Origin of the sequence: Arthrobacter sp. Bi83, assembly GCF_918698095.1 — a bacterium.
Taxonomy (GTDB): domain Bacteria; phylum Actinomycetota; class Actinomycetes; order Actinomycetales; family Micrococcaceae; genus Arthrobacter.
Genome location: NZ_CAKKLY010000004.1, coordinates 137,627 through 150,887 on the forward strand (window position 1 = coordinate 137,627; position 13,261 = coordinate 150,887).

Below are 13,261 nucleotides of genomic sequence, written 5' to 3' on the forward strand. Positions count from 1 at the left end.
CGTCACTTGCTGCCGCCGCCCGGCGGACCGCTGAGCACGGTGGGGACGTACTCGAGCAGCTGGAGCCGGCCGTCGAAGGTCCGGCTGTCCACCATCTCGAGCGAAATGTCCGGATAGCCGTCGTAGATCCGCTCCCGCCCGGTGCGCCCCGTGATCACCGGGAAGACGACCACCCGGAACCTGTCCACGAGGCCAGCGGCCAGCATCGACCGGGAGAGGCTGAGGCTGCCGAGGGTGCTCAAGGGCCCGGCACCGGCCCGTTTCATCTCCGTCACGGCCTCCACCGCGTCACCGGTGACCAGCTTCGAGTTCGGCCACGTCAGGGGACCCTGCAAGGTGGAAGAGAAGACGACCTTCGGCACGGCGGCAAGGCCAGTCAAGGCGGTGCCCTCATCCTTGGAGAACCCGGAGCCCCCGGCCGCCGCCTCCTGTGACATGCCGGACATCAGCCGATATGTGTTCGCCCCGAGAAGGAAGGTGTAGTCCTTCTCCCCCTCCTGCTCGAGCCAAGCCAGGTATTCCGGCCCCTCCAGGCCCCACCAGCCGGGCCACCCCTCGGCCGAGGCATACCCATCCAGGGAAATGATCAGGTCGACCATCAGTTCCGCTGATGGCGCCTCCGCAGTTGTCTCGCCCATGGCCGGCTCCTCGATCTGATCGACGTCAATGTCCGCTGGGCCCCGGCCAGGACGGCCGGTTCCCGTCCGGGTCTAACCAAGCCAGGCCGAGTCCCTCACGGACACCACGCTGTCCAGGTGCGTCCTCGACGCGCCCGTGCCGGTAATGCTATCCCTGCAGCGATCAGACGTTCAAGAGACCGCGTTGACCCAGGGAAGGTCCGTGGAGCGCCACGGACAGGCTGCCCACGCGATCCCCGCCCAAGAGCACCATCCTCGGGCGGAACTGACGAGTCAGGACTGCGGCTTCCGCAGGAACCGGGCCCGGACGGCGAAGGACCCCGCAGCACGAGTCAGCGATGCGGGGTCCTTCTAGGTCAATGCCTCTGCGAATGGGGGAACGCGGAGACACTGCAACCAAATTATCGTCAGCAGGCTTAGTTTCCAAATCGCGGGTGCCGCTCCCCCGGTTTGCCGTCGCAACGGACACCCCTACGGCGGTGTATTCGCCCAAGTTGTGCAACGCTGGTTGCATGGATCTGGAAGTGTCGCCCGCGCTTATGATTCCCGCGTCGGAACTGCGCTGGCGGTTCTCGCGTTCGTCCGGGCCAGGCGGTCAACATGTCAACACCTCGGACAGCCGCGTCGAGCTCTCGTGGGACGTCGGCAACTCTGTGGCGCTGTCTGACGACAAACGGCAGCTGCTGGTCACACGTCTCGGGCGACGACTCATCGCCGGCGTGATCACCGTGACCGCATCCGAGCAGCGCTCTCAGCTGCGCAATCGCGAGATCGCCCTGGCCAAGCTCTCAGACCTCGTGGCAGAGGGTCTTGCTCCAGGAGCGGCCATCCGCCGGGCAACAAAACCCACCCGGGGCTCGAACCGTCGGCGCCTCGCTGCAAAGGAACAGCGTGCGGCGACGAAACGGCAACGACAGCGGCCGTCCGCCGAATCGCACCGTCCAGTTCACAATTTCGGCCACGGGGGCAGCGGGAGCGTGTTACCAGGAGCCCTAAGCCTTACGGGACCGCAAGCACCTTGACCGGCCACCGGCCTGAGTCCAATATTGAGTCACCGCACCTGAGGAGCCGAGCCGGCGGGCCCGCGGAGGTGATATGCGGACCGCCAATACGCACACACCTGCTTGTTGGCCAAGCTCTCCCCTGAGCTCTTCGATAGGAATCCCCAATGGCAATCGTTCAGGCAATTGAGTACGTCGGAGACATCGCTGCTGCCGTCGATGAAACCGCAAAGAAGGTTGCTTCGGCCGCGCAAGAGGTTGAAAAGACATTGAAGGCGGTCTACGAGGCGGTCGACACCGATGACACGGTCGCGATACGCATGGCGAACTTGACGAACTACTCGTTCCTACTGACGAAAGAAGCGCACAAGCAAGGCAAATGGGCGGACGACCCAGGTCTCGGGCACAATGTCCTACCCCCTGCCCAGATTGACGCGTGGCAGCTGGCCGGATGTTTGACAAAGGATTCCGGCCTACTGACTGGCACAAAGGGAAAGCTCCACTACACAACTGAAGTCGGGGGCGACAAGCATTTCGGAGTTTTCCACTGGGACAACCCTGGGCCAGTCTCGCTCCAACGGAATGACGCGTGGGCTGTATCGGGCAAGCTGGATTTCGAGAACGGGAAGCTCGTCATCACCTGGCCTCCGACTTTGGACTCGGACGTCATTAAGGTGATGGCTTTTATCTCACCGGAGAACAAGGCGCGTGCCCTATACGTGATTGTTAGCACCGACCTATCGCCGGAGGCAGAAGAACATCTCACATCGAAGCTCCAATTGGTAAATTGAGCGCCGTGACTGGCCAGCCTGGTCTATGTCTGGGGACAGGGCTGGATTCCCTGCTTAACGTTGCTTAACGGTTTGGGCTTCAGCGCCGCCCGGACAGCGGGCAGCACCTCGGTCGCCAGCAGCCCGATGGAGCGCAGGGTCGCCGCCTGCGACAAGCCGCCCAGACCGACCTGCGCGAGGAAGCGAGTATGGCCCAGAATCTCGTGCTCCCAAAGGATCTTGTCGATGATTTCGGCCGGGCTGCCAGCGAATAGCGCGCCGCGCGGGCCCGCCCAGGCCTCGAAGCCTGCACGATCGAGCCGCCCCCTGCGCGGCATGTTCTGGCCGATGTATGACGAATAGTGCGGGAAGAACGTGTCCTTCGCTCCCTGCGAGGTCTCCTCGACGTAGAAGTGCGAGGTCACTCCGATCTGACCAGGCATCTGGCCTGCCTCTGCGGCGGAGCGCCGATACAGTTCGGCCAGGGGTGCGAACCGCTCCGGTCCGCCGAGGATCGCCAGGTACAACGGCAGCCCCAGCTTTCCGGCACGCACCGCCGAGGCAGGCGTCCCGCCGACCGCAGCCCAGATCGGCAGAGCTGCCTGGGCCGGTCGCGGCCAGATTCCTGCATCTTTCAGCGGCGGACGGGTGGTTCCGTTCCAGGTGACGGGGTTTTCGTCGCGGATCCGCAGCAGCAGCTCGAGCCGGTCCTCGAAGTACTCGTCGTAGCGCTCCAGCGGCTGGCCGAAGAGCGGGAAGGATTCCAGATAGGCGCCGCGTCCGGCGGTGATTTCGGCGCGTCCGGCGCTGATGAGATCGAGCGTCGCGAAGTCTTCGAAGACGCGGACGGGATCGGCGCTTGAGAGTACGGTGACTGTGCTGGTCAGGCGGATTCGCGTGGTCTGCGCGGCCGCTGCGGCCAGCAGGACCGGGGGCGAGGACACCGCGAAATCCTCCCGGTGGTGCTCGCCGACGCCGAAGACATCCAGCCCGGCCTCGTCGGCGACCCGCGCCCATTCAAGGATGTCGCGGGTGCGCGCACCGGCATCCATCGGCTTTCCCTCGGCGTTGCGGGTGAGCTCGCCGAAGGTGAAGATGCCGATCTCGAACGGGGTGGCGGCGCTCATGCTCGGGCCACCGCCTGGGGACCGACCTCGGCGGCGAGGAAGTCACGCACGTCGTCAAGCTCGGTTGCGTTGATGCCATGAGCCAGTCCCGGATAGACCCGCTCGATCAGCGAGGTGTGCTGTGGAAGGTACTCGCTGCTGCGCGTGATCGCCACGGGGGCGATGACCCTGTCTTCGGAGCCTCGGCCCCAGAACAGGCTCGGGCGAATGCCGCGCAGCGTCTCGTCGCCCGGCTGTGGTGCGCCCAGCACGAATCCGCCCAGCACGACGGGGGCCACCACCCGTTCGGGCCGCGCGCGCAGCAGCTGGCTTGCCATGAGCCCTCCCTGCGAGAACCCGATGGGCACGAGGCGGGTGCCGGGGTCCACGTTTGTCTCGACCCAGGCCCAGATGGCGTCTGTTGCTTTCTCCACCGGCCCGGACTCGGGGTTTCCGGGCGTGGTGATCGAGAACCATGCCGCCCCGCCGTTGCCGAGCTCAATCGGTGCCCGCAGGGATGCCCAGGGCAGGTTCAGCCCAAGCACCGGCGCCAGCGAGCCCAAATCGTGCTCGTTGGAGCCGAATCCATGCAGAAAGAGTGCGACCGCTTCGGGAACCGGATTGGTGGTCCAGCCGTGCGAGCGCACGTCGCGCAGTGTGGTGTTCATTCTGAGGATCAGCTCCTGGGGCTAAGGGGATCCGGAATCGGCGTGCGGCTCGGGCGCCGCCCGGATCCGCGGGAGGTATGGAACGAACGGCCATCACCGGCCACAGGCACGGTACCGGGCAGTTGACCGCCTTCAACGATACACCCGATTACTTGCAGCTTCAACTAAATGAATCGGATCGGACGGCTGTCCAGGTTGTCCGCAACCACGGGGTAAGCAGTCTGCCGGCATTGAGCCCCATGCCATGCGATTAGAGATAATCGCTGGCTCGCTCGCGGGCAATTTCCAGGAGCGTGGTGTGGAATGCGACCTCTGACGGGGCGTAGACCTTGTCTTGGCGTTGGGCCAGCAATACCCGTCGCAGGGGGGCGGCAGGACCGAGACTGAGCACCTTGACGTCAGGGTGCTGGAGGGCCACGGCAGTTTTGGGCACCATGGCCACGCCCATTCCAACGCTGACCATGGCCTGTGCCTCTTGGTAATCGTTGGCCAGGAAGCCAATGGTCGGCTCGAACCCGGCATCGTGGGCGGAACGTTGAAGGACCTCCACCACCGGGTGGGCCTCCGCGCGAACTATCCACGACTCCTTTCGCAGGTCCTCCATCTTCACCTCATCCCGGTCGGCGAGTGGGTGCCCGCGGGATACCAGGATTACAGTGCTTTCCTGGAAGACTTCTGTTACCCGGATGGAATCGTCTTGGAACCGATTCCAGGAATAGTCCCAGAGCAGGCACAGTCCGGTGACTCCTGCCTCGAGGTCCGACACAAGTTCGTCAAAGCGCGCGCTGCGCACCGAGAGTCCGATTGCCGGGTATCTCTTCTTAAAGGCGCGGATAACAACGGGCAGGAAAGACCCTGCCAACGTCGGAAACGTACCGACGGTCAAAGAGCCGCGTCTGAGACCGGCGATCTGGTCCAGGTCGGACTGTGCCGCCCGCATCTGCCCAACGATCTTGCGGGCGTGCCCAGCCAGCACCTGGCCAGCCTCGGTAGGCACAACCCCACGGGAGCGGCGGTTGAGCAGCGGCTGCCCCACCTCCTGTTCGAGTTTCCGCAGCTGCTGGGAAACTGCCGACGGGGTGTACATCATCAACTCAGCCGCAGCAGTAATCGATCCCTGCTCGACGACCTCCACCAGCAGGGCCAAACGACGGATGTCGAACAAATTGTGTCCTTCATCGTTAAGCAATGGTTCACCCTTCTGTTCGTTTAGTTCATTCTATGCAATCACGAGGAAATCTGCGTGACAGCGGGGACACATCTCGTCCAAGAAGGGCCGGAAAATGGAACTTTGGGCGTTGAATGCCAATGAGTTAAGTATCTCTACATCCCCCCTAAAAAATTGAACATTGTCTTCATTTGTGATCCGGCTCATTCTTTTATCAGGCCCCTGACCAAAGCGCGGCACGGAGAGATGTAGGAAACACGATGAAGATAGAAGCTGAATGGATGCGCGGAGGCACCAGCAAGTGCTGGGTCTTCGAAACGGAGCACCTGGACGAAACCCGCACCAGCTTGGACGATCTGCTTCCCCGGCTGTTCGGAAGTCCCGACCCCAGACAGATTGACGGTGTCGGCGGAGCAACTTCGACAACCAGCAAAGCGATGATCCTTCGTCGACCGTCCGACAAGGATGTTGACGTCGAGTTCACCTTCGCTCAGGTCGGCATCGAAGAGGCGGCAGTGGACTGGGGGAGCAACTGCGGGAACTGCTCCGCGGTTGTCGGCCTTTACGCGATCGAAAAGGGATGGGTGATTCCCCACGGAGACGTCACCCGGATCGTCACCCGCAACACCAACACCGGCCAGATCATCGTCCAGCGGGTCGCCACTCCCGCAGGGGCCCTGCCCATCGTTCCGGAAGCTCAGATGCCCGGGGTTGCGTTTCCCGGCTACCGGGTCGGTCTCGGCTTCCAGGATCCAGCGGGCAAGACCACAGGAGAATTGCTGCCCACCGGTGCAGTGACAGACACGATAACCGCTGGTGGAACACGCTGGACTGTTTCAATGGTCGACGCCGGAGCGCCGGTTGTGATGGTCCGTGCTGAAGAGCTCGGCCTGGACCCCGCCCGGTACGACAGCTGGGTCGCCGGGGTGGAATTGCAGCTGGAAACTTTGGAGCATATCCGTCGACAGGCCGCCGTCCGGATGGGGCTGGTACAAACAACGGCAGAAGCTGCCCGAGCCATCCCCAAGCTCGCGATTGTCGCCTCCCCTACCCAGCCGGACGCGGACAGCGACGTCAACGTCATGATGCTCTCGATGGGCAAGCCCCACCCGGCGCTGGCCATCACCGGCAGCATCGCCTTGACCCTCGCCGCCGGCACCCCGGGCACCGTACTAAACAGCATCACGGGCGACACTCCGCGGCCCACGCTGAGACTACGCACTCCTGCAGGGGTGATCGAGACCTGGAGCGAGGAGCGCGACGGGACCCTGCTGGTCGGCGTCGACCGAACGGCCCGCACCATTGCCACCACCATCATCCACCTCCCGGAGGCTCTCGGCAGCGCTGCCGAAGCCTCACTAGCATCAGCCACTCAATGAGGAGCCACCGATCATGACTAAGACTATTTACCAGCCTGCTCCCGAGGCAGAGAGCAGAATCCGGGAAGACCGTCCCAAGCGCCCCAACCGTCGCCGCCGTATCCTGCTGATATCGGTAGCCGCGATCGCGATCCTCGGTCTGGTTGCCCTCGTGTTCGGGGGAGCCATTTTCAACCCCGCGGCCACCCCGGAATCGGAGTCGCCCATGACCGCTACCCAGATCATCCCGCTCGTCATACTTGTCGTGATGTTCGTCGTCGCCACGAAATGGCCACTGAACATCGGGGTGATGGGGCTGGTGGCGTCGTTCGGCGTCGGCTACTTCATGCTCGGAATGAGCGACAAGGAGATCCTTCAGGAATTCCCGGCCAGCATCGTTCTGACGATCATCGGCGTCACCTACTTCTTCAGCATGGCCCAGCGGAACGGGACCATCGACATCATCGTGCAGACCTGTGTGCGCCTCGTCAGGGGCAAGACACTGCTGCTCCCATGGGTGTTCTTTCTTATGGCTGCTGCGCTGACCTCTTTAGGCACCTTCTCCCCCGCCGCCGTCGCACTTCTCGCACCTGCAGCCATCGGCTTCGCCTACGAATCGCGCATCCACCCCGTACTCATGGGCGCGTTCATTATCAACGGAGCCCACGCGGGCGGGTTCTCCCCACTGTCCGTTGCCGGCGTGCTGGTACACGACATCGCGCTGAAAAACGGCTTCCCCATCTCCCAGGGCGGACTCTTTGCCGCCAGCTTCGCCCTCAATCTCATCCTTTCGGCCCTGACGGTCGTACTGTTTGCCCTCCTGGGCAAACTGCGCGACGGTGAAGGCACCCAGCATGTCGACGCTGACGCGCCCCGCACCACGCGTCCGCACGGCCAGCAAATCCTCACGCTGGTGCTGATCGCTGCGATGCTCGTCTGCACCCTGGGCTTCCACATGCCGATCGGCTTTGTCGCCCTCTCCGCCGGCCTCCTCCTGGCACTGATCAACATCAAAGAACACCGGACCTTCATCAGCGGCATCTCCTGGTCTACCGTCCTGCTGGTGGCCGGCATGATCACCTACGTCTCACTGCTCCAGCACGTCGGCGTCATCGACACCCTCGCCCAACAAGCCCTCGCCCTGGGTGCGCCCCTGCTGATCGCTCTGGTCCTTTGCTACGTGATTGGCGTCGGCTCAGCCTTCGCCTCCTCCACGGCATTGCTGACCGCATTCATCCCCCTGGCCGGTCCCCTCTTGGCGTCCAGTTCGCTGAGCGCTTCGGGAACCGTCGCCGCGCTCGCAATCGCCGCGACAGTGGTGGATGTCTCTCCCTTCTCCACCGACGGTGCCCTCGTTGTCGCCAACGCCCGGGAGAACGACCGCCAACGCGTCTACAAGCAGCTGATGATGTACGCGGGTGGAGTGGTCCTGGTTGCCCCCGCGCTGGCATGGGCCCTGTTGGTTCCGACTGGAATCATGTGACCCGTGCACCAACTCAATTGATACCGCAACGACCTCTCTTCCTAGGACACTTTCGCGTGCCATAGTCTGGGCACGCCAGCCTGCGGCCGAAGGCGGGAAGCACACGACGCTTAGAAGGGATCGACCATGCTGATCTGCGCAACCTGCGGTGTCGAACGCGACGAACCTGCCCCCGGGGTCTGCCCGATCTGCAGCGATGAGCGGCAGTATGTGCCCAAGGACGGACAAAAGTGGCTCACGCTGGACGGGCTGGCGCAGGAGGGCCAGCAGACATTGTTGAAGCAGAATGAGCCGGGACTTGTCGGGATCGAGACGGAGCCAAAAGTTGGGATCGGCCAGACCGCTCAGCTTGTGGTGACACAGGAGGGTTCGCTGCTGTGGGATCCGGTCGGATATGTCGATGACAACGCTGTGCAGGCAGCGCTCGAGCGCGGCCCGGTTCTGGCGATCGCCGCTAGCCATCCGCACATGTTCGGTGTGCAGGTCGAATGGTCGCATCGGCTCGGTGGCGTCCCTGTACTTGTGGCGGACGCAGACCGGCGATGGCTGGGGCGCTACGATCCGGTCATCGAATACTGGTCCGGCAGTCAAACCATCGCCGAAGGGTTGACACTGCACCAAACCGGAGGGCACTTCCCGGGCAGCGCGGTGGTGCACTGGGCTGCAGGAGCGGGCGGCAGAGGAGTTCTGCTGACCGGTGACAGCGTGTTTCCGAACCCAGACCGTCGCTCCATCGCATTCATGCGCAGCTACCCGAATCGCTTGCCGCTTTCCGGCGCAGTGGCGTTGCGAATCGCCGCGCAGCTGGAAGAGCTCAACTTCGACCGGATCTACGGCAACTTCAACAATGTAATCGCGTCGGTAGCCAAGGCCGTTCTGCACGATTCCGCCCAACGGCACGCTGCGTGGGCGCGAGGAGACTTCGACCATTTGACCTGAACCGTCCATTTCCCCTTGAGCGTTAGTTTGGGATCGAAGGCGGCGGAGGACTCAAATCTCTCGTGCGGCACAGCGATTGGATCCCGTCACACATCGCCAGCGAATTGGGCCGGCGGGTTTTTGGTTGTCGGCGCATTGGGTTCGATGTTCATGATTTCCTTACTTGCTGGTGTTTCCGCCAGCGGTGAGCACGGCTACCGTGATGAGGCTGCGATCAGTTCCGAGGACTGTCAGTCGTATGTTTCGACGCCGGTCAGGCGTTGTTCTTCGACATCAAGCCTGGTCTGAAGTCGCCGGGCGACGCTGTCATCGACCGTGCCAGCGAGGCGGAGCCCCAGAAGTGCTTCGCGTTTCCTGTCGAGTAGGGCTCGGCGGAGCGTGATTTCTTCCTGATGTGATTGCATCGTGGTCTCGGGAACGGAACCACCTTTCAGAGCCTGTATGACCGACAGATGGGATCGATATTCGTCCGCGACGCGGCCGTGGACTTCTGCGCTGGTCCTGAGTTCGTGGGCGACTTCGTCAACGGCGGGGACGGCGGCGGCAGCAATGGCCAGTTCGGCCAGGCGGAGTTCCTCCTCTTCAGGTTCATCGGGAAGCTTGGCCCAGCGGACTACGGCGGGCAGCAGAGGGCCTTGGACGAGCATGGTCAGCACTATGACGCCGGCGCTGATGAAGATGATGTCCTCGCGTCCAGAGAGCGGGGTGCCGTCATTAAGTGCCGATGGCACGGACAGCGCGATAGCGAGGGAAACCGCCCCGCGGAAGCCAGCAATGGAGCTCACGACCCGGGCCCGGTAGGTCGTCCGGCGCTGGCGTTGGGAGGGGCGCCTGTCCAGAATTCGGATGACGGCGACGCTCACGGTCTGGAACACGAACCGGATGATGATGAGAACCAGCCAAACGGCAACCGCGGTTAGCAGGAGCCGTCCCACGTCCTGGGGGTTGATTTCGTGCACGGCAGCCTGCAAGATGACCGAGTTGTCCAGCAGGATCATGAAGTAGCTGACGAGGATGATCGCCAGGATCGCTGCCGGGTGAGGAGCGGTTGCGCGTTCAGGTTTCATGCTTTCAATGCAACCGTGATTCCTTACGGGCCGGGAGTCACGGCCTTTCGGGTAACGCCAGCGCCTCCCTCGTCCCGCCGACCGCGCGTAGCGTGGACGCCATGACACACAGCGACGACGTGCGGAAATTCCTGACCTCCCGGCGTGCAAGGATCACGCCCGAGGAGGCCGGCCTGCCGGTCTATGGCGGCAACCGGCGCGTTACCGGGCTGCGCCGCGAGGAAGTCGCCATGCTCGCCGGGATGAGCATCGATTACTACATACGCCTTGAGCGGGGAAACCTCTCCGGCGCCTCGGACAGCGTCCTTGAAGCACTCGGGCGTGCCCTGAAGCTCGACGACGCCGAAACGGCCCACCTTTTGACCTTGCCCGCGCCGCCACCGCCTCCCCCCGGGTGCGGCGCAAGCGCAGCCCGCAGACGGTACGGCCGAGCGTGCAACGCGTCATCGATGCGATCACGACGGCGCCGGCCTGGGTCCGCAACGACCGCGGGGATGTACTCGCCGCCAACGAACTGGGCCGTGCCCTTTATCTGGACATGATGGCAGAGGGGCCCACTCCGCCGAACAGCGCTCGCTTCACCTTCCTGAATCCGAAAGCGCGGGAGTTCTTCGCCGATTGGGAACGCGCAGCGGACGACGTCGTCGGAGTCCTGCGCTCCACGGCCGGGAAAAACCCGTACGACAAGGACCTCACGGACCTGATCGGTGAAGTCTCAACCCGCAGCGAGGAGTTCCGCACCCGGTAGGCCCGTCACGACGTGAAGTACCACCGAGCTGGCCGCAAACGGCTCCACCACCCGATTGTTGGCGACTTGGACTTGAGCTTCGAAGCGCTTGAACTGCCCGCAGACCCGGGACTGCGCATCAACGTCTACACAGCAGATCCCGGGACACCATCCGAGGACGCGTTGAAAGTCCTCGCCAGTTGGGCCGTTACCCAGCGGAACACCGCAGAGGCCGCAGTCATGGACAAGAAATAGACGAGACCGTGCCTCCGCTGTCCTGGTCGTCGGAGCCACCGGCAGCATCGGCCGCTACGCTGTGGCCGAAGCACGGTAGCAGGGATAGGCGGTCCGGCACTCGTAGGTGACCAGGCCGCAGTCCGCATTCTTCCCGAAGGGGTGGACTTGGTGATCGGCGACCTGACCCGTCCGCGAGCGTGAACACTTGAGCGCCCGACAGCTTCGACGGGTCCGGGCTGCCGACGGATGCCTGTTCACAAGCATGCAAGTACTAGGAGCCACGGCACCGGCCTTGCACAACAGGTGAAGGCCGGTGTTCCGCAGAATCCGCCGAGAGGTCAAGGAGCCAGCGCCTCCTCCCTGGTCAAGGCTGTAAGTGTCCAACGCAGGTGTGCAGTGGTCTCCTCCGAATCGAGTTCCCTCAGCAGGAAAGCCTCGGACGGACTGCGTCCGCACGGCTGCTCGGCGGTTTCCGGCGGCTGGCCCTGAACTTACGTAAAGCTGGACCGTGATTATTGTCGTAGAGTCACACATCGCCGGAATTAAGGCGGCGTAGTCTTTCATAGGCAGCGTTATTTTCCGGAAGGAAGCCCACTAGTACCATGGGGCCTCCCCGGCGCGTTCCCGTCCGGCGCCATAGGCTGCAGGATGGCAATAAAACCCGCCGAACCGGTGAGCCCCCGGCCATTCCGGTACGAGGCCCTCACCAAGAAAGTCAGGCACAGTGACGTCCGTGGCCCTCAACGCCGACAAAAACCACAACAAGACAGCGCTGGTTGTAGGTGCAAGCGGCATCGCCGGTTCAGCAATCGTCGAAAAACTGGGTGAAAACGATGGCTGGACCGTCCTTACGTTGTCCCGGAACCCCGTTTCCGGTGGGCAGCCTAGACACGTATCCGCCGATCTCCTATCCACAGACAGCCTCGCCCAGGCACTCAGCGATGAGAAACCAACGCACATCTTCTTCACCGCCTGGTCCAGGCAGAGTACCGAGCAAGAGAATATCCGCGTCAATGCGGCCATGCTCCGAGACCTTCTCGCTGCCCTGGAGCACGCCCCGGTCGAACACGTGGCTCTGATGACTGGTCTGAAGCACTACCTGGGCCCGTTTGAGACCTACGGAGCGGGCCCGATTCCGGAGACCCCCTTTCGTGAAGAAGCACCACGGCTCCCGGCCCCGAACTTCTACTACGCGCAAGAAGACGAGCTGTGGGCGGCAGCAGAAAGGCAGGGATTCCGTTGGTCCGTGCACCGATCACACACCGTAATCGGCCACGCCGTCGGCAACGCAATGAATATGGGACTGACTTTGGCGGCACAAGCTTCCATCTGCAAAGAGCTGGGCCGCCCCTTCGTGTTTCCAGGCTCCGAGACTCAATGGAACAGCCTCACGGACATGACCGACGCTGACCTCCTTGCCGAGCACATGATATGGGCAGCCACCACCGATGAAGCACACAATCAGGCCTACAACGTGGTCAACGGCGACGTCTTCCGATGGCGCTGGATGTGGCCGCAAATAGCTGCCTATTTTGGCGTCGAAGCAGAAGGTTTTGAGGGCTCCCCGCGTCCGCTGGAGGAACAGATGCAAGGCATGGAATCCGTGTGGTCCCAGATTGCCGCCAATCATGGCCTGGCGGAGGCAGACTTATCAAAGATTGCATCGTGGTGGCACACGGACGCCGATCTTGGACGCCACCTTGAGGTGCTCGCGGACATGGGCAAAAGCCGCGTGGCTGGTTTCACCGGATACCGGAGGACGGATGACTCCTTCCGCCAGCTGTTTGACCGCTACCGCAGCGAAAAAATCATCCCCTGACCGCCCCCATGAGACCACCGGGTCGCTGACCCTTCTCACACGTGTGGTTGGCCACCGATAGCCAGCAATTCCGGACTGGTGCTTCCGCTGTCAGCGGGTCAGCGCGTTTTTCTGGCGGGAGTTGATCGTTGACATCTGTCCGCAGTTCGAGCGGGTGATGCGGTAGGACCTGGACGTGGTGAAGAGGGGTATGAAGAACAGCGTGAATTTGGTGGCGCGTTCTTCGAGGTGGTGGTGGACGGAGAGNCCGCAGGACTGGCAGGTGGCAACCCGGCCAGGC

11 protein-coding genes and 3 pseudogenes are annotated in these 13,261 nt (G+C 63.1%); 7 read left to right on the forward strand and 7 right to left on the reverse strand.

What is annotated here, in order from left to right; all coding sequences use genetic code 11:
• Positions 1-2: 2 nt before the first annotated feature.
• Positions 3-638 carry a dihydrofolate reductase family protein gene (locus tag LQ144_RS04180; RefSeq protein WP_230117303.1) on the reverse strand — a complete coding sequence of 212 codons (636 nt, stop codon included), beginning with the start codon at positions 636-638 and terminating at the stop codon, positions 3-5.
• 512 nt (positions 639-1,150) lie between these two features.
• On the opposite strand from LQ144_RS04180, the pseudogene arfB reads away from it, so the two are divergent.
• Positions 1,151-1,570, forward strand: a pseudogene (gene arfB, locus LQ144_RS04185) (alternative ribosome rescue aminoacyl-tRNA hydrolase ArfB); the annotation flags it as partial.
• A 236-nt stretch (positions 1,571-1,806) separates the two neighbouring features.
• The gene (locus LQ144_RS04190; RefSeq protein WP_230117304.1) at positions 1,807-2,430 is read left to right on the forward strand and encodes a hypothetical protein; all 624 of its coding nucleotides are present in this window, start codon (positions 1,807-1,809) and stop codon (positions 2,428-2,430) included.
• A 23-nt stretch (positions 2,431-2,453) separates the two neighbouring features.
• On the opposite strand, the gene LQ144_RS04195 is transcribed toward LQ144_RS04190, so the two are convergent.
• From LQ144_RS04195 to LQ144_RS04205, 3 genes are all read right to left on the reverse strand, one after another.
• A complete protein-coding gene (locus LQ144_RS04195; RefSeq protein WP_230117305.1) occupies positions 2,454-3,536 on the reverse strand; it encodes an LLM class flavin-dependent oxidoreductase in 1,083 nt (360 codons plus the stop codon).
• Positions 3,533-4,183, reverse strand: a complete 651-nt coding sequence (locus LQ144_RS04200; protein ID WP_230117306.1) for a hypothetical protein — start codon at positions 4,181-4,183, stop codon at positions 3,533-3,535. The genes LQ144_RS04195 and LQ144_RS04200 overlap by 4 nt, the downstream gene beginning before the upstream one ends.
• Before the next feature lie 250 nt (positions 4,184-4,433).
• Positions 4,434-5,372 (reverse strand): LysR family transcriptional regulator, encoded by a 939-nt coding sequence (locus tag LQ144_RS04205; protein WP_230117307.1) that lies wholly within the window; start codon positions 5,370-5,372, stop codon positions 4,434-4,436.
• Positions 5,373-5,611: 239 nt separating this feature from the next.
• Here LQ144_RS04205 and LQ144_RS04210 point away from each other — a divergent pair, with 239 nt between their 5' ends.
• The 3 genes from LQ144_RS04210 (at position 5,612) to LQ144_RS04220 (ending at position 9,131) form a co-directional block, all read left to right on the forward strand.
• Entirely contained in the window at positions 5,612-6,730 is a 1,119-nt protein-coding gene (locus LQ144_RS04210) for a PrpF domain-containing protein (RefSeq protein ID WP_230117308.1), read from the forward strand.
• A 13-nt stretch (positions 6,731-6,743) separates the two neighbouring features.
• Entirely contained in the window at positions 6,744-8,192 is a 1,449-nt protein-coding gene (locus LQ144_RS04215; RefSeq protein WP_230117309.1) for an SLC13 family permease, read from the forward strand.
• A 126-nt stretch (positions 8,193-8,318) separates the two neighbouring features.
• A complete protein-coding gene (locus LQ144_RS04220; protein ID WP_230117310.1) occupies positions 8,319-9,131 on the forward strand; it encodes an MBL fold metallo-hydrolase in 813 nt (270 codons plus the stop codon).
• Positions 9,132-9,220: 89 nt separating this feature from the next.
• Here LQ144_RS04220 and LQ144_RS04225 read toward each other — a convergent pair.
• Positions 9,221-9,283 (reverse strand): annotated as a pseudogene (locus tag LQ144_RS04225) (cupin domain-containing protein); the annotation flags it as partial.
• 78 nt (positions 9,284-9,361) lie between these two features.
• Positions 9,362-10,198, reverse strand: a complete 837-nt coding sequence (locus LQ144_RS04230; protein ID WP_230117311.1) for a cation:proton antiporter — start codon at positions 10,196-10,198, stop codon at positions 9,362-9,364.
• A 101-nt stretch (positions 10,199-10,299) separates the two neighbouring features.
• On the opposite strand from LQ144_RS04230, the pseudogene LQ144_RS04235 reads away from it, so the two are divergent.
• Positions 10,300-11,180 (forward strand): annotated as a pseudogene (locus LQ144_RS04235) (helix-turn-helix transcriptional regulator).
• Between the two features lie 706 nt (positions 11,181-11,886).
• A complete protein-coding gene (locus LQ144_RS04240) occupies positions 11,887-12,981 on the forward strand; it encodes an SDR family oxidoreductase (RefSeq protein WP_230117312.1) in 1,095 nt (364 codons plus the stop codon).
• Positions 12,982-13,071: 90 nt separating this feature from the next.
• Here the strand turns inward: LQ144_RS04240 and LQ144_RS04245 are convergent.
• Positions 13,072-13,261, reverse strand: a 190-nt coding sequence (locus tag LQ144_RS04245) for a zinc-ribbon domain-containing protein (RefSeq protein ID WP_230117313.1), incomplete at its 5' end; no start/stop codon positions are given.

Bases quoted from the DNA above. Each gene is read 5' to 3' on its own strand.
- LQ144_RS04195 (WP_230117305.1), bottom strand. From the start codon at position 3,536: ATGAGCGCCGCCACCCCGTTCGAGATCGGCATCTTCACCTTCGGCGAG.
- LQ144_RS04230 (WP_230117311.1), bottom strand. From the start codon at position 10,198: ATGAAACCTGAACGCGCAACCGCTCCTCACCCGGCAGCGATCCTGGCG.
- LQ144_RS04190 (WP_230117304.1), top strand. From the start codon at position 1,807: ATGGCAATCGTTCAGGCAATTGAGTACGTCGGAGACATCGCTGCTGCC.
- LQ144_RS04200 (WP_230117306.1), bottom strand. From the start codon at position 4,183: ATGAACACCACACTGCGCGACGTGCGCTCGCACGGCTGGACCACCAAT.
- LQ144_RS04215 (WP_230117309.1), top strand. From the start codon at position 6,744: ATGACTAAGACTATTTACCAGCCTGCTCCCGAGGCAGAGAGCAGAATC.
- LQ144_RS04220 (WP_230117310.1), top strand. From the start codon at position 8,319: ATGCTGATCTGCGCAACCTGCGGTGTCGAACGCGACGAACCTGCCCCC.
- LQ144_RS04180 (WP_230117303.1), bottom strand. From the start codon at position 638: ATGGGCGAGACAACTGCGGAGGCGCCATCAGCGGAACTGATGGTCGAC.
- LQ144_RS04210 (WP_230117308.1), top strand. From the start codon at position 5,612: ATGAAGATAGAAGCTGAATGGATGCGCGGAGGCACCAGCAAGTGCTGG.